At 42.1% G+C, this 23,218-nt stretch carries 19 protein-coding genes and 1 pseudogene; 9 read left to right on the forward strand and 11 right to left on the reverse strand.

What is annotated here, in order from left to right; all coding sequences use genetic code 11:
* Positions 1-118: 118 nt before the first annotated feature.
* The 4 genes and pseudogenes from cas8c to cas3 form a co-directional block, all read right to left on the reverse strand.
* A complete protein-coding gene (cas8c, locus tag CU053_RS00110) occupies positions 119-2,008 on the reverse strand; it encodes a type I-C CRISPR-associated protein Cas8c/Csd1 (protein WP_199244159.1) in 1,890 nt (629 codons plus the stop codon).
* A pseudogene (gene cas5c / locus CU053_RS00115) lies at positions 2,005-2,751 on the reverse strand (type I-C CRISPR-associated protein Cas5c). Before cas5c ends, cas8c begins: the two are co-directional and overlap by 4 nt.
* A complete protein-coding gene (locus CU053_RS00120) occupies positions 2,718-3,233 on the reverse strand; it encodes a hypothetical protein (protein ID WP_199244162.1) in 516 nt (171 codons plus the stop codon). The pseudogene cas5c and the gene CU053_RS00120 overlap by 34 nt, the downstream one beginning before the upstream one ends.
* A gap of 141 nt (positions 3,234-3,374) precedes the next feature.
* Entirely contained in the window at positions 3,375-5,390 is a 2,016-nt protein-coding gene (gene cas3 / locus CU053_RS00125; RefSeq protein WP_199244163.1) for a CRISPR-associated helicase Cas3', read from the reverse strand.
* Positions 5,391-5,629: 239 nt separating this feature from the next.
* Between cas3 and CU053_RS00130 the strand changes: the two genes are divergently transcribed.
* The 4 genes from CU053_RS00130 (at position 5,630) to mltA (ending at position 9,780) form a co-directional block, all read left to right on the forward strand.
* Positions 5,630-6,772 (forward strand): ABC transporter ATP-binding protein, encoded by a 1,143-nt coding sequence (locus CU053_RS00130; protein ID WP_233263288.1) that lies wholly within the window; start codon positions 5,630-5,632, stop codon positions 6,770-6,772.
* Positions 6,769-7,686: an ABC transporter permease subunit gene (locus CU053_RS00135; RefSeq protein ID WP_100551437.1), complete on the forward strand. Its 918-nt coding sequence runs from the start codon at positions 6,769-6,771 to the stop codon at positions 7,684-7,686. The genes CU053_RS00130 and CU053_RS00135 overlap by 4 nt, the downstream gene beginning before the upstream one ends.
* Positions 7,686-8,504, forward strand: a complete 819-nt coding sequence (locus CU053_RS00140; protein WP_100551436.1) for an ABC transporter permease — start codon at positions 7,686-7,688, stop codon at positions 8,502-8,504. Before CU053_RS00135 ends, CU053_RS00140 begins: the two co-directional genes overlap by 1 nt.
* 154 nt (positions 8,505-8,658) lie before the next feature.
* Entirely contained in the window at positions 8,659-9,780 is a 1,122-nt protein-coding gene (gene mltA / locus CU053_RS00145; RefSeq protein WP_100551435.1) for a murein transglycosylase A, read from the forward strand.
* Here mltA and CU053_RS00150 read toward each other — a convergent pair.
* The 3 genes from CU053_RS00150 to CU053_RS00160 all read right to left on the reverse strand — a co-directional run bounded on the left by CU053_RS00150 (position 9,777) and on the right by CU053_RS00160 (position 11,661).
* A complete protein-coding gene (locus tag CU053_RS00150) occupies positions 9,777-10,070 on the reverse strand; it encodes a helix-turn-helix domain containing protein (RefSeq protein ID WP_100551434.1) in 294 nt (97 codons plus the stop codon). The genes mltA and CU053_RS00150 overlap by 4 nt on opposite strands.
* 230 nt (positions 10,071-10,300) lie before the next feature.
* A complete protein-coding gene (locus CU053_RS00155; protein ID WP_100551433.1) occupies positions 10,301-10,789 on the reverse strand; it encodes a MarR family winged helix-turn-helix transcriptional regulator in 489 nt (162 codons plus the stop codon).
* Positions 10,786-11,661, reverse strand: coding sequence for a DMT family transporter (locus CU053_RS00160; protein WP_100551432.1), 876 nt, complete (start codon positions 11,659-11,661; stop codon positions 10,786-10,788). The genes CU053_RS00155 and CU053_RS00160 overlap by 4 nt, the downstream gene beginning before the upstream one ends.
* 170 nt (positions 11,662-11,831) lie before the next feature.
* Between CU053_RS00160 and dtd the strand changes: the two genes are divergently transcribed.
* The 3 genes from dtd (at position 11,832) to serC (ending at position 13,729) form a co-directional block, all read left to right on the forward strand.
* Positions 11,832-12,269 carry a D-aminoacyl-tRNA deacylase gene (dtd, locus tag CU053_RS00165; protein ID WP_100551454.1) on the forward strand — a complete coding sequence of 146 codons (438 nt, stop codon included), beginning with the start codon at positions 11,832-11,834 and terminating at the stop codon, positions 12,267-12,269.
* Positions 12,270-12,424: 155 nt separating this feature from the next.
* A complete protein-coding gene (locus CU053_RS06530; protein ID WP_267901786.1) occupies positions 12,425-12,559 on the forward strand; it encodes a hypothetical protein in 135 nt (44 codons plus the stop codon).
* Between the two features lie 114 nt (positions 12,560-12,673).
* Positions 12,674-13,729 carry a 3-phosphoserine/phosphohydroxythreonine transaminase gene (gene serC, locus CU053_RS00170; RefSeq protein WP_158106874.1) on the forward strand — a complete coding sequence of 352 codons (1,056 nt, stop codon included), beginning with the start codon at positions 12,674-12,676 and terminating at the stop codon, positions 13,727-13,729.
* An 85-nt stretch (positions 13,730-13,814) separates the two neighbouring features.
* Here serC and CU053_RS00175 read toward each other — a convergent pair whose 3' ends face one another.
* From CU053_RS00175 to CU053_RS00190, 4 genes are all read right to left on the reverse strand, one after another.
* Complete coding sequence (locus tag CU053_RS00175) at positions 13,815-15,461, reverse strand: NAD+ synthase (protein WP_100551430.1); 1,647 nt, start codon at positions 15,459-15,461, stop codon at positions 13,815-13,817.
* Between the two features lie 7 nt (positions 15,462-15,468).
* Positions 15,469-16,248 (reverse strand): ABC transporter permease, encoded by a 780-nt coding sequence (locus CU053_RS00180; protein WP_100551429.1) that lies wholly within the window; start codon positions 16,246-16,248, stop codon positions 15,469-15,471.
* A 9-nt stretch (positions 16,249-16,257) separates the two neighbouring features.
* Positions 16,258-17,184 (reverse strand): ABC transporter ATP-binding protein, encoded by a 927-nt coding sequence (locus tag CU053_RS00185; protein ID WP_100551428.1) that lies wholly within the window; start codon positions 17,182-17,184, stop codon positions 16,258-16,260.
* An 83-nt stretch (positions 17,185-17,267) separates the two neighbouring features.
* A complete protein-coding gene (locus tag CU053_RS00190; RefSeq protein WP_100551427.1) occupies positions 17,268-18,524 on the reverse strand; it encodes an MFS transporter in 1,257 nt (418 codons plus the stop codon).
* A gap of 245 nt (positions 18,525-18,769) precedes the next feature.
* On the opposite strand from CU053_RS00190, the gene CU053_RS00195 reads away from it, so the two are divergent.
* Together CU053_RS00195 and CU053_RS00200 are read left to right on the forward strand one after the other, a co-directional pair.
* Positions 18,770-19,654 (forward strand): LysR family transcriptional regulator, encoded by an 885-nt coding sequence (locus tag CU053_RS00195; protein WP_100551426.1) that lies wholly within the window; start codon positions 18,770-18,772, stop codon positions 19,652-19,654.
* A gap of 177 nt (positions 19,655-19,831) precedes the next feature.
* Positions 19,832-23,167 carry a beta-ketoacyl-ACP synthase 3 gene (locus CU053_RS00200; protein ID WP_100551425.1) on the forward strand — a complete coding sequence of 1,112 codons (3,336 nt, stop codon included), beginning with the start codon at positions 19,832-19,834 and terminating at the stop codon, positions 23,165-23,167.
* Positions 23,168-23,218 lie beyond the last annotated feature (51 nt).

A 23,218-nucleotide genomic window follows, 5' to 3' on the forward strand; every position in this document is an offset into this window, starting at 1 on the left:
TCCTTCATTGGTAGTTAATTCTATTTCGGATTTGGTTACCCACACACCCTTTTCCAACTTATGCTCCCTTAACCATTTTCGTTGGCAATGAAAGCCCAATAGGTACTCCCCGCTTAACTTATCTTTTGAGGAAGCGAGTAAAAGCATCACAAATATCGTCCAACAATCTGTTGTAAGCAGCCTCTAAAGGTGGCAACTTAACACGTAACCGCTGTTGATATGGAGTCAAAGCTTCGCGAATACTCTGCCAAGTTGATACCGGATGATGAGCAAAACGCTGCATTAAACGACTAGCATGTGTAGTGCGATTTTTTTCTCCCGCAATAGATATTGCCATTTCCTCAATCATTTCAGCTACTGCCAGCAGCCGCCCAAATAGATAATCCCGCCCTGTATATTTCATATCAAGTGACATAGCATATTCTCTCCTTTTATTTAAATTGGGTTGGCGTTCTGGGTGGTGAAAACCGCGATAGAGCGCACAGGCGACACCAAGGTTTCTCTCCCATTCCCAAAGTTCACTGTTGTTTCTGTTGCTGGCTCGACTGACAGCCAGGTTGACAATATCCATAGGTAAAGCTCTGCCTTCCAAAATACAGGGCATCATCCTTTCATAAAGGCTCTTTTTAAGCGCTTCATTGCTTTTCACCATATCACCATAGGTAGCTTGCAATATATTCCAAGGTGAAGGAGCACTGACAGACCAAAACACTGTTGTTTTTGGCTTTTTATTATTACCTGACTCGACTTCCTTGCTAATCCGCTGCGGCCAAGCCAAATGGCTGTGCCATTTTTCGATAGTTTGCACGTAATCCTTAGCCATAAAATCGCGATAATAAATAATCGCCATACGTCCAGGAGTGGCAGAGTCCAGCCCCATAATAACGATGCTTTCCTGATCCTTGAGTCTGGCGATGCGACCATCGAAATAACCTGCCATGTATCGATTTAACGCTTTGACAAAGTTTTGTCCAAGGTCGCTCGTTACATTAATTTCAGTAGCCAATGAATCTTTTCCATCATCAGTAACTTCCTCGAAATTGTCCAGCTCCAGACTTGGCACCAATGGAGCAGGGATAGGTTTGCCTGATACTGCCCATGCCACCACCACCTGATCTCCATTCTTGCTAGCCTGATTAGCAATCAGCCAACGCAATGTATTATGAGCTTTTTGGGTAATATCAAAACCGACGTTCGCAACCTGCTCTCCATCTGTAAATCGACCACGGAAAGTAAAGCCGGATGTATCATTGGCTGATACCAGCTTTGCTTTATCACCTGTATGTCTAAGCTTTGCGGGATGATTTGAGGCTGAGGGTTGCAATAGTCCAGATACATAACAAAGCTCATCCTTCCCTGAACCTTCGGCATCAAAAGCTATCCATGACTGTTGTATTGATTTATCTTTCCAAGTATCTGGAAATAGGTCGCCTGGAGTAATAACACTCCAGCAAACCATTGCGTTACCCTGATCCAGTTCGCCTTTTTCCTTCGGTAGGGTTTTGAATATTAAAGGCAAAGGATTTTCATCTGTTACCTCAAATGGCCAAGAGGTTAAAAGCCGATTATTTTCATCCATATAACAAACTTTAGCGTTTATTAGATCTTCTATCACAGTCTGCTTAATGATGTAATTGCATACCGCTTGAACCTTTGGATGACTCACGCCAGAGTTACACCATTCTCTGATTTGTGACCGATATCCATCGAAATAAGGTTTTTTCTTCCCACCGAACTTTTCATAGTCGGCTGCAACATATTGCAGCTTGTCCGCTAAAGGGTGTGGTGCTTCGCCACTACTTCTTCCTGCAGACTTTTCTGTAGATGGCAAAATGATCTGCGTCTTTTCTAAAACTTTTGCACCTATAAAATTTCCATCAAGATCTATTTGAATATTTATATGGGCATTCTGCATAGTATGGCTTGTCGGCATTAGCTGCTTTTCTTCCGGCAAATCCAGCGTCATAGCTTTTTCATAGGTCTCGTAAAGCTTTGCCATCCAGCTCATAACGATGCCTCCTCTGTATCCACATCCAGCAAGTTATCTCCGATAACAAATTCTTTAGCTTTCATCTCACGAATAAAACGACGAATTTCGCAACTCCCTGGTCTTGGAAATTCCACAACACCATTTTTCATAACGGCATGCCAAAAACGGCTATGAAATTCATCTTTTCCCGTCTCGTCCGGGTAATCGAAACCATGAAACATCAAACCAAACGATAGCTCATCAATGTTGTCATAGGCTCCAAGACCTTCTCCAAATTCGCAAGGCTCTACATAACCCTGGCAATCTCTTACACCAAGAAAAATATCTTGCCGCCCACCCTTTTCCAGCATGCGCTTTGCGATAGCAAAATGTTTTCCATCAATTTGATCCGCTGCCAATTCAGGACGATACTTGTTCATTTCAAAGTGTGCCTCTACCTGATACTCAACTTCGTGCAGAAAGGTATATATAGCCAAGCTATTTCCACCACCCCAAACCAGAGGTTTAGTGCCTTTGGTTTGAGTTCGAATGGACTTTATTACCCGAACCCTATCCACATGCCAAACGATAGTTGGTTTCTAATAGATTGACTTGAGAACACCCTTAATCGCCTCATAAGTAGGCACATGGTAAGAGCATTTTTCCCCACCAATCCTGGTAATTGGGTCGGTAAATAAAGCGTAACGTCCCCAAAGTCTGAAACTAATAATGTTTTTCACGTTACCTCCTATAAAATCTGAGTTGTCATCATACCTACGCACTCGGTTCCAAGACCAAAACTTTTGCTGTAATACATCTCATCCAGGTAGTAAATGCCATGCCCAGGCTGAATTTCGTGCACTGCTTTCTCCTTTTTTAGTTTGTCCCAAACGTTAGGAAAGACATTCACGCTATATTTTTGCGCTTGTCGTAACAATTGATAGTAGCGACGAGCATTAAACTCCTTTGCTACAGAGCAAAGCTCAGCTACCAGCTTTTGCCCCTTCTTACCATATTGTACAATGACTGCCTGGGTTGGAGCGTCGATAGCCTTAAACTGTTTACCCGCCTCCATAAAAGCCTGTCGCAAGAGGGGGACTTTCCCTTCACGATCAGAAAAATTTGAATTACATCCGATGCGAGAACTTAACAGGTTGAGCAAACTATCGTTCCTGTGATCTTTTCCTTTCAAGGGGTAGCTCATATCATCTGCTCGATCAAAAAAATAATAGCGAAAATACTGCTTGATCGCTGCCGGTGACAATACATCTTCCGCTGCGAGCCATGGATAGCGGAACGCGAGGGCGAGTAGACCCGGGTAGCCTTGCGCTGTTGATCAGCAAGCGACGTGCCGAAGGCGCCAGAGCGAAGTCTGTGACGTTGAGGCGGACGGCCCGGGCAAAATTTATACCGCCGAGGATAGCCGATTCGATTTTGTGTATGGATATACAAAATCTATCATGAGGCCCGAGGCACCCTTGTACCCTTCAGAAAGAACCCTCTTCGCCTTCTCTTTGCCTATTTCAATTTCCTTCAGCATTCCTGTACTTTCACTGTCCGGGTTCACAATAAAAACCTGCCCTTTGATCAAATTTCCTTGCTCATCTTTCAGATTGCCATTCCTATTACAGCGTCCTGCAGCCTGAGCAATAGAGTCCAAACCTGCCAAGAAGCGTATCACAGATGCAAAGTCCACATCAACGCCTGCTTCAATCAGTTGCGTTGAGATACAAAGCACGGGCTTTCGATGCTTCAGGTGCTTCTTAATTAGATATAGGAAAATCCTGCGATGACGCGGACATTGATTTGTACTTAAATGGAATAAAGACGATGCATTCACCTGCTCGACACAACGTTGATACAACTCCTGCGCCCATGTTTTGGTGTTGACAATTACCAAGCAACTCCCGTGTATCTGGAGCTGCTCTACCGCCAGTGTAGATATCTCTGCGACATTCCAACCACCAGGCTTTATTTGGTTATAAATACGTACCCGCCGAAGCTCAATAAAATGCCTATCAAAGTCGCCTGCCAGTTCATTTTCTTGGGGAATGACTAACTGCCCTTTATCAGGTTTTTTTAATTCGTTCAGTAAAGGCTGAGTCGCTGTACAAAGCACTACCGTAGTATCGCAACGCTGCACGAAAAAATTCATTGCGTTACAAAAAATATGCACACAATTAATTGGCAATGTCTGAATCTCATCAAAAACAAGCACACTTTTAGCTAACTGATGCAAACGCCTAACACCTTTGGTTCCACCACTAAACAAGGTTTCCAGTAACTGCACCATAGTGGTCAGAACAATGGGAGCGTCCCAGTTTTCCGATACCAGTTTGGCGTGCCAGGTTTGCTGTTCAGACTCCAAATTAGAGTGATGTTCCAATACCCACGACCTAGCATCATCTCGATGCTCTACCACTTCGCGTATCACCTTAGCATTTTGCTCAATGATAGACGTGTATGGGATAACATAGATAATACGCTCCAATCCGTGATGCTGAGCATGATGTAAAGCGTAACGTAAACTGGCGTAAGTTTTACCTCCACCTGTTGGTACAGTTAGCGTATAAAGCCCTTGGGACTTATACGCGTTACTCTTACAGTTATCGGAAATTTCCCGACGCAATTCATCTACATAGTTTCGCACTGACAGCCCCGAAAGATAATTTTCCAAGCGACCAATAGCAACGTCCCAATTAATTGATCCTGACTTTCCTAGGCGCTCTTTTAATCTGACAGGATCTTCAAACTCAGCGCTATTGAGTCTGTCAGCATCAATTAGGCAACTGAACAAAAAGCGGGTGAAAAATCCCAGGTTAAAGTAATCGATCATCGATGGCTTTTCAAAATTGACAAACTCTTTCAGTTTATCAAACAGACCTTTTACCAACTCAACATTTGCAATTTGCTCAATTTTATCAAGTATCTCTTTCTCTGCGACCTGCCGACACTCGTCAAGGTTTACTTTCTCATCAGCCTTACTCATACGATCAGAAAATACAGGCTTATCATCAATTCCAAAACAATCGATTAAACCACTGTGATGAGAGGCAATACATAAAGCCAGCATTTGACCACACAGCTCTCCTTGCCCAGCACCACCAATACGTTTCAGCTTCTGCCAAACCAAGTGAGCACCTGCTGTTGAGTGATCGACTTTCCCTTTCATCCCTTTAGCATCAACATAATCATCCTCATCAGGGTTAATTTCACCTGTAGCTGACTTTATATAGCGTTGAAACTCTTGGCTGTACTTTCCGAAATCATGCAACAAACCAAGCAACCTGCCAGCATTTTCCGCACCCATTTTACTGGAAAAGGTACTAGCAATCTCTCCAACCTCATACAAATGAGTATGAAGAAACTGACATTCTCCATCAATTTTTCTTTTGTGTGCAATAAATTTAGGCTTACTCATTGCTCCACTTTCCTTCTCAATTCCCTATAAAACCAAAGCATACCTTGCAAAATAAAGCGTCGTCAACCAGTTCCCTCAAAAACCTCAGATTTATACCTGTTCCAAATTTTGTTCATACACACCTCCGTATCGACATCTATTTTACCCTGGCACAGGTATCGCCGATTTATTCCTAATCCGCTTTCTATTTCCCTAAAACCTCTTTATTCTATAGCCTGATTTTTTAACACCGCTAACCTATGGGGGATTTATGCCCGATGGAGAGAACACCTAATCACAAAAAACCGTTGATCAGTATTCGTAATTTAGTCAAACGCTTTGACGATGGACATACTGCGGTTGATGGCATTTCTTTAGATATTTATCCAAATGAATTTTTCGCTTTGCTTGGCAGCTCCGGCAGCGGCAAGAGTACTTTACTCAGGCTTTTAGCGGGGTTTGAACAGCCAACCGATGGCAAAATTCTGATTGATGGTGTCGATATGACAAGCATCCCTCCTTACAACCGCCCCATCAATATGATGTTTCAGTCATATGCCTTGTTTCCTCATATGACGATTGAACAGAATATCATGTTCGGGCTAAAGCAGGACAAACTCCCCAAAGCTGAAATTATCACACGCACAGCGTCTGCCCTTAAAATCATCAAAATGGAACACCTGGCAAAACGCAAGCCCCATCAGTTATCTGGCGGGCAGCGCCAGCGAGCCGCACTTGCTCGCTGTCTTGCAAAACGCCCTAAGCTTATTCTTCTGGATGAGCCATTATCTGCCCTGGATAAAAATTTACGCGATCAGATGAAATTTGAACTGGTTGACATTCAGGAACAAACGGGCAGTACCTTCATTATGGTGACACATGACCAGGAAGAAGCAATGACGATGGCAACCCGCATTGGCATTATGTCTGAAGGATGGCTAGAACAGGTGAGTCCGCCCCAGGAAGTCTATGAGTTTCCAAAAACCCGCTTTGTCGCTAACTTTATCGGTAAAAGCGCCATTTTTGAGGGGGCAATCAGTCAGATCAATGATGATTCAAGCGTTATTGATTCCGATGAAGTAAAATGCGCTTTTAAACTGGATCGTCGCATCGATGGCGTCGAAGCTCAGCAGATATGGATAGGGCTAAGACCTGAGAAAATATCGATCTCAAAAACTCCACCCAGAGACTACGATTCCAGGCGCCCTGTGAATACTATTGTTGGCAGAGTTAAGGATATTGCCTACATGGGAGGGCTTTCCACTTATCACGTTGAGAGCACCAGCGGCAAGAGAGTTATAGCCACGGACTTTAATGTTGAAAGAAATGCCGATCACCCGACCTGGGAGGATATGGTTTACTTAACGTGGGAGCCTGAAAATATCATGGTGCTGTACTCATGAAGTGGCTTGTCAACCTTAATCCCAATCTTGTGCACAAATGGCAGAATCGTTTTGTCATTCTGGTACCTATGCTATGGTTTATGCTGTTTTTGCTTGTCCCTTTTCTATTTGTCCTGACCATAAGCTTTACTTTGCCTGCGGATGGCACCCCTCCATTTACTGCCATTCTGGAATATGCTGAGCATACACTGCATATTATTTTACATCTTGATAATTATCTGCAAACGCTAAGCTCTAATCTCGTTTTTATCGCGCTTTTTGATTCCCTCAGTGTGGCATTTACCACCACGCTTCTGTGCATTTTAATCGGATATCCCATGGCATTGGCACTTGCGCATATCAAACGCAAAAATGTACAACTTATTTTTCTGATCATGATTATCATCCCTTACTGGACGTCTTTTCTTTTGCGCACCTACGCCTGGGTAACACTGCTGGGAAATCATCAGTTGAATGTTTTTCTGATGGGACTGGGTTTACCAAGCATGGCTTTACTGTATAACAATTTTTCCATGTACCTTGGCATGGTCTATTGCTACTTACCTTTCTTAGTACTCCCGCTTTATGCGACTTTGATTAAGCTTGACCCCATTTTAAATGACGCTGCCGCCGATTTGGGCGCCACACCCATGCAAACTTTCTTCAAAATCACGCTACCTCTTTCCATGCCAGGGCTTATTGCAGGGAGTCTTCTTGTATTTATTCCAGCGGTTGGCGAGGTCGTTGTGCCACAAATCATGGGAGGATTAAACAGCGTTATGATTGGCAGTATCATCTGGGAGCAATTTTTTACTGCCAATAACTGGGGAATGTCGGCTGCCATGTCAGTTATTCTGCTGATCATTCTGGTGATTCCTGTGATCTGGATGCAAAAAATTCAACAGCGGCAGGCAAAAGCCTCGGGGAGTGTATAATGCGCATTTTTTCCTATAGCAAGATAATGCTCATCCTTGGACTTACTTTCTTATATATCCCACTGGTCATCTTGATTCTTTTTTCATTTAGCGAATCACAAATCATCAACTTATGGGGAGGGTTTACCCTGTATTGGTATAAGGTGCTGTTTCAGGACAGTGACATCATCGGTGCAGCGTTAATCAGCTTGCAAGTTGCCCTTATCGCCTCACTGTCCGCCACGATTTTAGGCACCATGGTCGCTTATATAATGACAAGATTTCACTACTTTAGAAGCAAAAACTTTCTTTACGGCATGGTCATTACCCCCTTAGTCCTACCTGATATTGTGCTTGGGGTATCGCTGCTTTTAATGTTTACATCACTGCAAAACCTGATCGGCTTGCCCCATGGCAGAGGAATGATGACCATTATTATCGCTCACATTACCTTTTGTACCGCCTATGTCACGATTGTGATGCAAGCGCGTATCGCCAGTGTCGATCGCTCGATCGAAGAAGCCGCCATGGATTTGGGCGCTAAACCCGCTAGAATCTTCTTCCAAATTACCCTGCCACAAATCATCCCATCCTTACTCGCCTCATTTTTACTGGCATTTACGCTATCAATGGATGACCTGGTTATCACCGAGTTTGTTGCAGGTAGCAGTGATCCAACCTTGCCTATGTATATTTATTCAACCGTTAAAAATGGTCCAACACCAGAAATCAACGCTCTGGCAACACTCATGATTGCTATTATTTCAACCTGTATCATCATTGGAGCCTATATTGCATTTAAGATGGAAGGTAACCGTAAGCGACGGAAACGAAAATAGCGTATGGCTATGTGTGTCAACCCGATAAAGCGATGCGCTCTTTAAACCTTATTTTATGTTCCTCCTTATCCTTTAAGTACAAAAATCATCCTTGACTTCTGATGAATGATCGCCAAAATAGCGGCATAATTTTTGCCAGAAAAAACTTTTAACCATGAGAAAACCGCTAAAAATCTTAATGCTATTAACCGCGCTTTTGCCCTTAAGTGTCTTCTCTAGCACAAGCATTAGTTTTGAACCTGTCAATTATCAAGCATTACCTGATTGGGATTGTGGCGATCAAATGTACGCTTATCAGGCTTTACAAATTTCATGCAAAGTAATTTTAAAAAACACTAACTACAACCGCGACTGGATTAACAGCTGTCAAAATATTCTAAGCACACCTGCGCACACAGATCGCCGCGCCAGAGAAATGCTCGAGAAAAACTTCACCCCTTATCTTGTGCGCTATGACGATAAAGCTGAGGGACTCTTTACCGGTTATTATGCCCCTGCTATCGCGGGGAGTTTATATCGCAGTGCTGAATTTTCTGTGCCTATTTACCGAACTCCTAAAGATTTAATTCAGAAAAAAACAGGTTCAGGCACACAGTTTGGTCGCATGGTTGATGGGAAGCTCATCCCCTACTACACGCGCGAAGAAATTGCCAAGAATAATTACTTGAGCAAGAAAGACGTCATCGTCTGGGTCAGATCACGCATTGAAAGAACATTTTTGCAAATCCAGGGCTCAGGGCGAATTGAGTTAGAGAATGGCGACAGCATATTGGTTGGTTATGACAGCCAGAATGGGCATCCTTACCGACCCATCGGTCGTTACTTAATAGAAAATGGACTCATGCCGCGAAATGAAATCACGATGCAGTCGATTAAAACATGGCTTTACGACCATCCTGAAGAGGCGGATAAAGTCTTAAATTATGATCCTTCCTTCGTATTTTTCCGTACGTTGAGCCACGGCAATCCAATAGGTGCACAAGGGGTACCATTGACTCCTGGATACTCCATTGCGATCGACAGTAAATTTTACCAGTATGGAACCCCTGTCTGGTTAAGCTCATCCTACCATAAGCCCAATCAAAAAATACATAAGCTTGACCGACTCTTAATCGCACAAGATACGGGGGGAGCTATCCGTGGCGCTATTCGCGGGGATGTATTTTGGGGAAGCGGTTCAGATGCCGAATTTTATGCAGGACACATGAAAAATCTTGGGAAAATGTTTGTGCTTTTACCTAAGTCCAATGCTTTGAATTTTGTTAGCAATGACTAATGCAACACTACCCACTTTCGACTCAGGATATTGTATTTATTAAGCTCTTGCTCATGAAATTTGGTTAGGAACTCACGATTATTTACTTCCATCGCAAATTCTTTTTGTGCCAGGCTTATCCCATAGCGGCGACACCAGCGCTTAACGGTCCACACCTCGTAGCCCATTAGTTCCGAGGCCTCAAGATAAGAAACACCTTGATCGTGCAAATCATTTAAAACCTTCTCGGCAGGTTTTCCATATTTCTTCAAAACATTTAATTCAAAATTATTGCTATATTGATTTGGCATTATCTGCTCCTATTGCAACTATTATTCCGTCAACGAGGTCAATTCTCACATAGAACAACTAAGCAAGCCAATAAAATAAAATAATCAACTACATAACAAAAAGCTATTGCTAAGGGGGTTTCAACTTAGATAACACTCAGTGCAGAATGGATGGGCAAACAGGTTGAGTATTGGTGGATGCGCCTTTGGCTTATCCACCCTACTACCTACCGTCAGAACGAATGGGTATCTTATGAAACTTTAGATCCCTGACCTGCTTCACTACTGTTCTGAAGCTCCTCTAGTGTTTTGGATAAGTTGGCTTTAAGCTTCTCCAGTGTCAGCATAAGGGATTTTTTTTCCTCTTGACTGACATCACTTAAAATTTCGGCATAATGCGCAGCAACCGACTTATCAAGCTCCTCTAAGACAGCTAAGCCTCGCTTGGTTACCTGAACGCATTTAGCACGCCGATCACTCTCATGTGCTACGCGTTCGATTAACCCTTGCTCGGCAAGGCGATCCAAAACTCGAATTAAATTTTGTGCCTCGATTTCCAGATGTCCTGCCAGCTCTATTTGAGTGAGTTTTGGACGAAATCTGGCATGCACTAACGCACGACGATCCAATACATTTAAACCGAGTTCTTTGGCGTGTACATTATAAATCTTACGAATCAGAAGTCCTGTGTCACAAATAGCAAACTCCAGCAACTGCGTTGTCGCATCATCTATGCTCACCTATTCACCTTTTGTCTTTGTGTCTGGAGCCTGATTATAACAATGGCGCTAGCGATTGTCAGCAGGATTCCCAACATCGTTAGACCATCATGAGACTCCGCAAAAAACAGCATCCCAATAGCAGCTGCAAAAATGACATTAGCATAGTAAAGCACAGAAAAACTTTGCGCTTGAATATGCGCTAATGCGACTACCAATAGATATTGGACAAAGAAAAAAAGAATGCCTATTAAGCACAAAACCAATAAAGCTTTAATGGAAACGACTTGCCAAAATGGGATGCTAATAACCCCCGCAATCAAGCTTGAAAACAGAAAGTAATAAAAAACTGTTGTGACACCGCTATCATGTGCTGAAATTTTTCGCACCATAATAATGGAAAGCGCCATGGATAAGCCTGCCCCCAGTGCCACAATCGCATAGGGACTCATAATGTTTGCATCTGGTTTTAAAATCATTACTACGCCTAAAAAGCCAAAACCAAGAGGTAGCCACAACGCATGCTGAAACTTTTGTCTGGCAAAAATAAATAAGATGAAGGGCACAAAAAAAGGTGACGTATTTGCCAGCAGCACACCATCCACTAGCGAGACATGTGTAATCGAAATAAACAAAAAATAACTAATGCCTAAGCTAAATACTGCTCGCGCCAGATGCTGGAGTAGCACCTGTGTTTTAAACAGGTTTCTCTGCCAGTTTCGCCGTTGATAAAACATCAACGGTAGCAATATAAGCAGAGCCACCAAACTTTGACTAAATACGATCATAGGAATACTAAGATTTAGGCTAAATACCTTAATTAACGCAGCTTGAACAGCATAAATTAACGCACTTAGCAACGTAAAACTTATCCCCAAATAACTGTTTTTCATTAAACACACCCGCCAATATTATAATTCTTGATTATAATAATTAAGAATTCTAAAAAAATCAAGATTTATTAGCAACTTTATAATCCAGAAACTCATCCTTTATGTGTCTAATGACAGCGCTAATCAAAAACGCTATGCTAGCTCACACTGAAAATAATGTTTCCTTTCTCATGTTAGCACTTATCCAACGCGTTTCTTCAGCTTCAGTTGCCATTGAACAAGAGACTGTAGCCAGCATTGCTACAGGCATTCTGGCTTTGGTTTGTGTTGAGGAGCGCGATCAAAAAAAGCACTACGAAAAGATGGCACACAAACTGCTTAACCAGCGCATATTCGAAGATGAATGTGGCAAAATGAATAATAGTCTCCTGGATATCAAGGGTGAACTGCTACTTATCCCACAATTTACCTTAGCAGCCAATACTGAACGGGGACTTAGACCCAGTTTTTCGAGCGTCTGTCCACCAATAATTGCCAAGGAGAAATTCACTGAGTTTTGCCACTATTTATCCACCTGTTACCAAAGGATTGCACAAGGATGCTTTGGGGCGAATATGCAAGTCTCATTGATAAATGATGGTCCTGTCACCTTGTGGCTTAAGGTATAAAAATTAAGAAAATTTTTACTTCTCTATTATTCCGTTTTAGTTATACTTTTGCGGCGTATGGTTGGTTTTAGTGAGATTTTTATGTATATAAGGGAGTTAAACTTATCCCTAACTCCAGGGCAAAGTGCCTTTTTAGTGATATTAAAGGACTCAAGGTGTTTAAAGATGAACATCCTGATGCTAGGACCTATGCGGTGAGTCTTGATCAAGAGGTAAGGGAATTAACTGATGGGATTTTGATTCTCCCTTGGCAAATATTTTTACAGCGACTGTGGGATCACAAGTTATAAAAACATAAAAGGGGGCTTTGCGTATGAAAAAGACAATAGCAGTTCTAGCAGGAGATGGCATTGGTTCTAAGGTAATGGCTTGTGACATCGATGTATTAAATGCAGTATATTTTTATGTATCACGTTAATTTCTGTGCGGGACCCGCACAATTGTCAGGACAGGTTTACTCATCACTAAGCCAGATGATTCAAAATTACCAGGGTACGGGAGTATCATTACTGTCAATTTCTCATCGAGACCTTTTGTTTGCCAAGGTAAATGAAAATATTAACTCCTATCTAAGGGTGCTTTTGGCGCTTAATGAGGAGTATGAAATTTTACTGATGCCAGCAGGGGCGAGTGCGCAATTTGCTGCGGTACCGATGAACCTTAAGAGCAAAGGGCACGCGCTGTATTTCAATAGTGGTTACTGGGCAAACGCCGCTATTAATGAAGCTAAAAAATTTATTGAAGTCGAGGTGAAAACGGGGATTGATCTTGAGGTTGGTACTTTAAATGATGAATATGACTATATTCACTATACCGAGAATGAAACCATCGACGGTGTGCAGTGGTCTTTTGTACCAGCGGCGCATCTACCTGTGGTGTGTGATATGTCATCAAGTTTTTTATCGAAACTAATTGATGTTAGTAAATATGATCTGATTTATGCGGGAGCGCAGAAAAATATCGGCTTGCCTGGGGTGACGGTAGTCATTATCAGAAAAACCATGCTAAATGCGATGAATGCTGGGAATATTCCAGCAATATTAAGTTATCAAACGATGCAAAAAGCAGAGTCTTTATATAACACCCCTGATGTGATTGCCTGGGTCGCCATGGAGCTTGTGTTAAAGGATTTGATACGACAGGGTGGATTGTCAGTCATTCAAGAGAAGAATAAAACCAAAGCAGAATTGCTTTATCAAGCGATTGATGAATCGAGGCTGTTTAGTAATAAAGTGGAAGCAAAAAATCGTTCACTGATGAACGTTGTATTTCAGCTGCCAAGTGTTGAACTCACCACCGCGTTTTTAGATTTTGCAGATAAGCGTGGTGTCTATGGTATTGCAGGGCACAGAAGTCTCGGCGGTATGCGTGTGAGCTTATATAACGCAATTAAGCAGCAAGAAGTTGAGTACTTGATATCGGTAATGCGGGAGTTTGAAGCTGACAGTTTTGTCGCTTAAACAAAGACAAATTGATAACTGCCAGTTCCCTGCGCAATTTCCATCTTTGTCAAATGCCTAAAGTTCAGTTATAGGTGTATTCCAATTATTTGTTAAACCTTGCCGTCGTTGGCATTCTGCGCCCAATACCAAATGGGCGGCGCTGGATAAATAAAATTTGTGGCGCCTGTTTTCTCTTAAATTCAGCCAACTCAACCATGCGATAAATCCTTTTTTGCTCACTCACCTCCACTTGATCAACGATTGTTTGCAAACCTTTAATTTCACTTTCTGCCAATAAATCTCGCTCTAGATAAAGCTTAAGCATCGCGTCTAAATAAAAGTAATCAGGCAAGCTGTCAGCGTCTTTCTGTCCCTCTGCTAACTCAGCCGATGGCGCTTTATCAATGACGCTTTGGGGGATTAACTCACCATATTTTTCATTGATATAATTTGATAGCGCGTAAACGTCATTCTTGTATAAATCCCCAATGCAATTTAAAGCTCCGCACATATCGCCATAAAGCGTTGCATATCCTACTGCCAACTCACTTTTGTTACCGGTTGTCAGCATCAATAAGCCACTATCGTTAGCATATTCCATCACAATCCGCCCACGAATACGCGCCTGCATATTCTCCTGGGTGAGTTTTTTAGGCTCGCGTCCAAAGGCTTTTGTAAAGTTCTCACACGTTAGTAAGAACTCGTCATTGATGTCACGCGTAAATAACTCTATCCCAAGATTCTGGCAAAGTACCACTGAATCATCGATTGAACCTTTGGAAGAATAAATCGATGGCATAGTGATCGCTTTAACGTTACATTTACCCAGACTCAAGGTTGCAATGGCTAACGTCAACGCACTATCAATCCCACCAGACGAACCTACGACGGCACCCCTAAACCCACATTTATGTACATAGTCTCTTAAGCCGCAGATAAGCTGCTGCAAAATAAGCTCCTGCGGTTTATTTTCATAAGGAGGACTGATCATGGTTTCGGATAAATTGTTTAAATCACTGCTTAGACTACCTTCCTTAAAGCTTTGCGCCAGGGCAATCAGCGCTCCTTCAGTATTACAGACAAAACTTGCGCCATCATAAACAAGCTCATCATATCCCCCCACTTGTGAGCTATAAATTATTGGTGCCTGGATTTGTTTGGCAATCCTTGAAACTATATCCAAACGCTGCTGAAACTTACCTAATATTGAGGGCGAGGCATTAAGTACAATCAAAGCATCAAGACTATCTGGCAGACCATCGACGGGATTTTTTAAATAACCTTGATGGTTGTTATACCAAATATCTTCACAAATCAAAATAGCCAATTTTTTACCTTTTAATACAAAGCTTAACTGAGCATTTTCACCGCTAATAAAATGTCTTGTTTCATCAAACACCCCATAGCCTGGAATCAATTGCTTATGATAGGTGTAAACAACTGCACCATGAGCAATCACCAGCGCGCTATTATAAAACTTTTTAAGCCCTGGTATGGGTGTAGCAACACCAATGACTACTGCTGTATTAAGCTCTGCGCTTAGCGCTTTGATCCTCTCAACAATCTCATGTTGTTTTTCAATGATTTCGGGATAAGTGAGTAGATCATAAGGGTAATAACCGATAATGCACAACTCGGAAAACACGATCAAATCAGCCTCTTGATGCGTTTTTATCGCCTGACTTATTTGTGTAAAGTTGTAGTCAAAATCAGCAACGATATAATTTAATTGAACAGCAGCAATTTTCATAAGGATCTCAAGACTTCAAACGTATGCCCCACGATAATAAATACCATGCCAAACCATATAAAACAATAATAAAGGCAACAATTGTGACAAAGGCAATGGTCGGATTAATCGATGAATGTCCAATAAAAGCAAATCGCACAAAATCGACGATATAAAACAGCGGATTATATTGGGCAATGTGCTGCCAAAAGGGTGGCAAGGAATTTAAACTATAAAACACGCCACCTAAATAAATAAGTGGGGTTAGCACAAAAGTTGGGAAGATTGTTGTATCATCAAACTTTTGTGAAAAAATACCATTTAATAACCCTCCTAACGAAAATAATGCACCACACAGAATAAAGGATAATATGATGAGTAATAAGGCATTTAAATGCAGCGAAATCCCACCAAATAACACTGCGACGATGCTTACCAATACGCCAACAGCTATACCGCGCACAATGCCACCTGAAATATATCCCAAGATAATCAGATGATTAGTTGCAGGTGATACCAGAATCTCTTCAATCGCACGGCTAAAGCGCGCACCATAAAAGGAGCCCACCACATTGGCATAGGCATTATTAATCACCGCCATGATCACGAGCCCCGGGGTGATAAATCGCATATAGTCAAAACCATCCATGGTGCCTATATGAGATCCCACTACCTTACCAAAAATTAAAAAATACAAACTAATCGTAATCACTGAAGGCAATAAAGTCTGTGGCCAAATACGCAAGATGCGCACAATTTCCTTTCTTAAAATGGTGTAATAAATAACCCAGTATTCTCTTAATGTCATGTTTGTTACCTATGCTTTGTTTCTTGCCACATCAATAAATAATTTCTCAAGCTTGTTGGTCTTGGTTTTTACACTCAAGACTTCAATATTCTGTTTGGTTAGTTCGACAAACAGTTGGTTAAGCGTAATCGTTTTATCGACTTCAATTTCAAGTGTTGTCGCATCCACTAACGCACAATTGCCAAACTCACACTGTATTTGCTCGTGATTTATGGCATTTTTTAAATCAAAAACATAGGTTTCTTTCTCGACAGAGCGCAAAAGTGATTTCATATCTGAGCTGGTATGCAATTGCCCCTGGTGAATCAAGGCAATGCGATTGCACATACTCTCAGCTTCTTCCAGATAATGTGTTGTCAAAATAATCGTTAAACCCGCTTCATTTAATGCACGCATTTGCGTCCATAAGGATTGACGTAGTTCAACATCCACGCCCGCCGTTGGCTCATCAAGAATCAACACTTTGGGTTTATGAATAAGTGCACGCGCAACCATGAGTCTTCGCTTCATCCCCCCCGATAAGAATCTCACTTGCGTATCTCTTTTATCCCATAACGCCATGTCTTTCAGCAATTTTTCAGCATAGGGTTTTGTGGTTGCACGATCTATGCCAAAAAAACCCGCTTGCGCGAGCAATATCTGCATGGGCGTTTCAAAGATATTCAGGTTAATCTCTTGCGGCATGACACCCAGGTGCTTGCGTGCCATAAATGGCTCTTTGACGGTGTCAAACCCACATACTTTAATGCTCCCACTGGTTTTATTCACCAAAGCAGAAATCATGCCTAAGGTCGTCGATTTCCCTGCGCCATTAGGTCCCAAAAGCGCAAAAAAATCTCCCACATAAACATCAAAGCTCACATCTTTAACGGCATGCAAGCCCCCTTTATAGATTTTATTGACATTGACCAATGACAATGCTTTTTCCATACTCATCGCTAATAACCAATCGTTATTCTTAAAGATTAAAAATGTATTGTAACAAAGTATTGGGTCGTTACCAGCCTGCACGAGCTTATTTAACGTGAGTTCGATGTATTTTCTTTTTCCTCAATCAACTGCTGCTCTAGTGCATTTTCTGTGGCAACTGAAGTCTCGGCAGATACACTTTGAAAGGCCACCTTCTCATCTTGTTTGGCAGCTTGATGCACACGTAATCGCCACAACGTATATACACCCAATAAAAAGGATACAAAACCAATAAATGTAAAAAATCCAAAAGGTCCAAAGATCGACATAAACCAGGTGGTGATGAGCGGTCCAAACATGGAGCCGACCCCATAAGATAACGCTAAAATCCCAACAACACCAACCAGCTGATCAGCCTCTAAATAGTCGCTTGAGTAACTGATCGACAAGGGATAAAAAGTAAACGTAATCCCACCTAAAATAAACGAAAGAATCGCTAATTGCCAAAAACTATTGTGTAAAATGCAAATCAATACTGCAACCAATACCGAACTTGCCAGCATGACCAATAACACAAGTCTTCTATCAGTCAAATCAGAAATTTTACCGATAGGCAATTGTAATAACATACCACCTAAAATAATCGCAAACATAAGATAAGATATGGTGTGGACTGGCATATCCACCTGTCTTAGAAATAAAGGGTAGATAGTGTAAATGCTGCCTAAGATCATTCCCGCTGCCATTGCTGTCAAGATCCCATTAAATAAAATAATCGGTGAAAGTAGCGCCGTATGTTCTTGCTTTAGTGTTGCAAAACACGTTAAACACACGGGAATAATAGAAAGCGATGCCAAAATTGAGATAACAGCAAATGCCAACAACACGCTTTCAAATGGAATATTAAGTAAAAATTGCCCTGACGCCTGTACAAAGTAATAAATAAACAAATAGATCGACAAAAAAAGCCCTTTATGTTTACTTCCCGCCCCTTCTAAACACCATGCTTCGACAACGATAAAAAGCCCAGCCAACGCGTAGCCACACATAAAACGCGCTATCGCCCAGATGTTAACATCGTAGAAGATTCCTTGCGCCATTGCCCCTGCTGCCATTAAAGTAGCAAATAGTGCATAAGCACGAATAAACCCTATGCGCAAAATAAGTCGCTGACTAAAATAAGAGCCTAATACCATCCCTGTAAAGTAAGCCGTTGAGATTAAGCCTACGATGAAATTACTCTGCCCCATCCGCGCAAGCTCAATCCTCGTATACGTTGTATAAAACGTGTTACCAATGGTTAAAATACACATGCTGAGAATGGGCGCAAATAGCATCGCAAATCTCGCAGGTCTATATTCTGACATTTTATACTTTTCTTAGCTTGCTTCTCTGGAAGAAGAGAGCTTAAAGCAGATCAAGCTTACACTCAATAAAATTCACGCTTTCTTTATCGCTATTTGTTGTACCCTTTTCATTAAAAATGGAATTCTCAGCTATGCAAAGATAATCAGTAACTCTTATAAGCCTGAAATGGATTTAACGAAATATTATGCTACTGTCTACCTAAAGAACACAATACGCTCGCAAATTAAAATTGGAGGTTTTTGCCATGGATAGTAGCGATTTAATCATTTTACGACACCTGCTGATAGAAAAGAATGTCAGCACCACTGCCAGATTGATGAATGTTTCTCAACCTGCCATCACTATGCGCTTGGGTAGACTAAGGACGATGTTTAAGGATGTTATCCTCGTACGTGATGGCAACAAAATGAAGCTAACACCAAAAGCCCGCGATATGGTCAACCCAATCATACGCATTACGGATGAAATGCTCGCTTTGATTCCAGAGCATGATTTTGATCCTCACACCACACCCACTGTGATCACAATCCAAATGACAGAAGCATTCTATGAAGCTTGTGCAAAGATGCTCATTGATGAATTGTTAAGTTATCATTCACAACATAAAATCAATATGACGATGCTTTCATGTACAACCTTGCCAAAGCATGGGCACCCCACACAAAACATAGATGTGGTTATTGGTATTCCAACACATATCGAAGGCTTTTGTGATGAAATTTACGGCAATGAAACTGGAGTGCTCATATACGATCGCTATTTTGATGAGCACAAGCAATCCATTAGCTATGAAGAATATCTGCAAGCACCTCATATTATCCTCTTAGAACAATCAGGCATCCATCAGCTGCCAAACATGTTAGGAATACCCGACCCACGCAATATAATGCTTCAAATCAGCAGCTTAAAAATGGCGACTGAGCTGTTGCAGGATCATTACGTCATGACCGCCTCAACAATCACTGCGCGAATATTTAATAAAAATTACCTTCCACTACCTTTTTCACCCGCAGAGACTCCCCTTAAGCTCTCTTACCCTCAGCATTTAAAGCATGACAAAAAAAATCGTTGGATACGCAAGGTATGCAATAAGGTCATGCAAGAACTGTTAAAAAGATATTGCTCTTGATCTCCCAACAATCCTCAATTTAAAACACCAAAAACCACCCGATCACTCATATTTTTGAGCACATTTAAGCCATTTGCATGATTTGCATTTGACATTGATGGCGAACTTTACCAATATTTATCACACTAAAATCCCAGCTACTTTAAATTGTGGATATTTTTTAAGGAACCTCCATCAATGAACGCAAAAATTGCGAACTTAGACATGCTTATTCACTGCTATCAGAAAATGTATAGCATCCGTCAAATTGATAATACTGAAGCCGAAATGGTTAATAGTGGCAAAGCCAACTTTCTAGCCTCATCCAAAGGACACGAAGGTGCCGCTATATTTGCTGAATATCTTAAACCTCAGGATTGGCTACATTGCCATTACCGTGACAAGCCTCTTATGCACGCCCGCGGCATGGAAGCTAAAACGTTTTTTTACAGCTCATTATGCAAAGCCGAAGGGGTTTCTAATGGACGCCAAATGGTTATTGGCGTAAGTGAACGTAAACTCAATATTGTCAGCATCATTACGCCCGTTGGCAATCAGGCATTGCCCGCAGTGGGGATCGCCCAAAGTATCAAAAACCAGGCTGACCATCCTGTTGTCTACTGTGGCATGGGTGACGGTACGACGCAACAGGGTGAAGTTCTAGAAGCTTTTGCTGAAGCAAAGCGCCGCCAGTTACCTGTTCTGTTTGTAGTCCAGGATAACGACTATGCTATTTCCACAAAAACGCGAGGTAAAACTTTCTTTTCACTACCTGATCAATCACAACCTGATCGGTTTTATGATATTCCAATTAGCCATATCGATGGTACTAAGCCTTTTGCAGAACATGAGAAAATTGGGAGCATCATTAGCACTATGCGCAAAGATCGCGCGCCGCACATCATCATATTTAAAGTTGAACGTTTAAATAGCCATAGCAACGCGGATGATCATCGCATTTATCGCCATCATGACGAACTGAAGTCTATCTTACAACGAGATCCTGTCACTTTAAGTCGCGAATTTTTACTGGCACATGGCGTCAAAGAAAATTTCTTACAGGAAATGGAGGCAAAAACTTTACAATGCGTTAAAGAAGCGATGGAGCTGGCGTTAAAAGGCTCCACCCCACAACCTTGCTTTGATGCTGAATCGCCACTTCCAGCACATCTCTTACCCCATGCGCACGAGTATCGTGGTGACTTTTCTCAGCTAACACGCCTTGGAATGGGGGCCGCCATGCGTGAGGTATTTCGCCAGCGCTTACTTCGTGATGATCGCGTTTGCCTTTTGGGAGAAGATATTGAAGATGAGAAAGGAGATGTCTTTGGCGTCACCAAAGGTTTATCGACACAATTTCCAGGACGCGTTGTTAATAGTCCATTAGCAGAGGCGACCATCATGGGGGTCACCATTGGAATGGCGCTTACTGGCAAACGTCCTGTTGCGTTTATCCAGTTTGCTGATTTTATGCCTCCCGCGTACAACCTGCTTTTTACAGAATTAGCCACCATGTACTGGCGCTCTAATGGTGATTGGGAATGCCCCGTAATCATCTTTGCCGCGTGTGGTGGCTACCGCCCAGGTTTAGGACCATTTCATGCACAAACCAATGAGGGGACCTTTGCGCACATTCCTGGCATTGATGTCTACATGCCTTCAAATGCCGCAGATGCTGCTGGCATGTTGAATGCTGCCTTTGAATCTAATCGCCCTAGCGTATTTTTGTACCCTAAAAAGTTACTTAACAATGCCAGCGTTGAAGACACAACTTCTACCGATGTCGATAAACAACTCGTGCCTGTGGGTAAGGCGCGAATTGTTAAAGCGGGGTCAGATTTAACTCTTATTGGCTGGGGAAATACGGTATCCTTGTGCCAAGAAGTTGCTGAAACCCTCGAAACCGTGGGCATTGACAGTGAAATCATCGATCTGCGCACGATTAAGCCTTATGATTTGCAAACGGTCTTAGCATCAGCTGAAAAAACCAGACATTTAATCGTCACGCATGAAGATAATCTTACTTGTGGCGTTGGTGGTGATTTGATTGCTTCTGTGGCTGAAAACGCCAAGCATCCGATTAAAGTCAAACGCGTTACACGTGCCGATACTTATGTACCGTGCAACTTTGACAATCAAATGGAAGTTTTGCCTTCCTATGAACGCATCCTAACTGCGGCGGCAGGGCTTTTAGACCTTTCTCTTGAATGGGAGGTGAAAAATCGCAATGATGCAGGCTTTTACAATGTTGAGGTAATTGGTGCGAGCCCATCTGATGAGAGCGTGTTAATCACTGAGCTACACGTTAAAGTAGGGGATAAGATCAAAGTTGGTGATAAATTGGTTGATCTGGAGGCAAGTAAATCAGCAGGGGAAATTTTATCTCCAAGTAATGGCACCATTGAAGAGATTTATGTGACACAATCAGAGCGTGCCAGCGTTGGTGATAACTTATTAAAACTGCGCCTACCCGAGGGCTCCCATGATGAGCAAAAAACTCAAAAGCGCCCAATATTAACGCGCAAGATTCAAGAAGAAATCGCAAGACAAAATAAGCAGCACAGCATCTACCCTGTAGGGATAAGCACACCAAGCTTTAAAACAGGATCAAGATTAGTCACTAATGATGAGCTATTAAAGCATTTCCCTGAACACAACTCCCATGACATCATTGATCGCACGGGAATTGAATCACGGTTTTGGCTTAAGGATGATGAGAATATCGTTGAGCTTGCAGCAGAAGTTGCCACAGAGGCTTTGACAAAGGGCAACTTAGGTCTTGCTGATATTGATATGGTGATTTGCGCAACGACAACCCCTGATCAATACATATCACCATCCATGGTCTGCTTGATTTTAGAAAGACTCTACCAAGCTTATGGTGAACACCATATCCCCGCCTATGATATCAATGCAGCGTGCAGCGGTTACTTGTATGCGCTGCAAAATGCACGCGATTATTTGCAAACAAGACCTAATAAGCGGGTGCTTTTAATCACTGCTGAATACATGACAAAACGCATGGATCCGACGGATTTTGATACGGCATTTTTATTTGGTGATGCTGCCACTGCTACCATTATTAACGGTGATCAGTATCAAAAAGATTCCAGAGCAGTTATTGAGGAAATCTCATTGACCGCAATTGCTGAAAGTGGAGAAGTGCTTAACATTCCAACGGCTGAATCGAAGTACACCCAATTGCAAGGCAAAAAACTGTTCACCTTTGCGGTTAAAACCATGTCGATGATCATGCACAAATGTTGTCAGCAAGCCAATATCGCGCTAAACAGTGTCGATCTAGTGATTCCTCATCAAGCCAATCAGCGTATCTCAAATGCGGTAGAAAAGCGCTTAAAAATGCACCCTGGAACTTTGTATAGCAACATCGCTCGCTTTGGAAACACCTCATCGTGTACGATTCCTATTGCACTAAGTGAAACACTCGATAAGCAATCGGCAGACAAAACAGTTGCTCTTTGTGCTTTTGGTTCAGGTTTCACTGCAGCTGCTGCACTTTTACGCACAAAGTAGTTGGCAGCGCACGGAAAACTGGTTAGATTAATTTTTGATAAATAAAGTTAA

The sequence above is a fragment of the Caedibacter taeniospiralis genome (assembly GCF_002803295.2).
Classification (GTDB): domain Bacteria; phylum Pseudomonadota; class Gammaproteobacteria; order Francisellales; family Francisellaceae; genus Caedibacter; species Caedibacter taeniospiralis.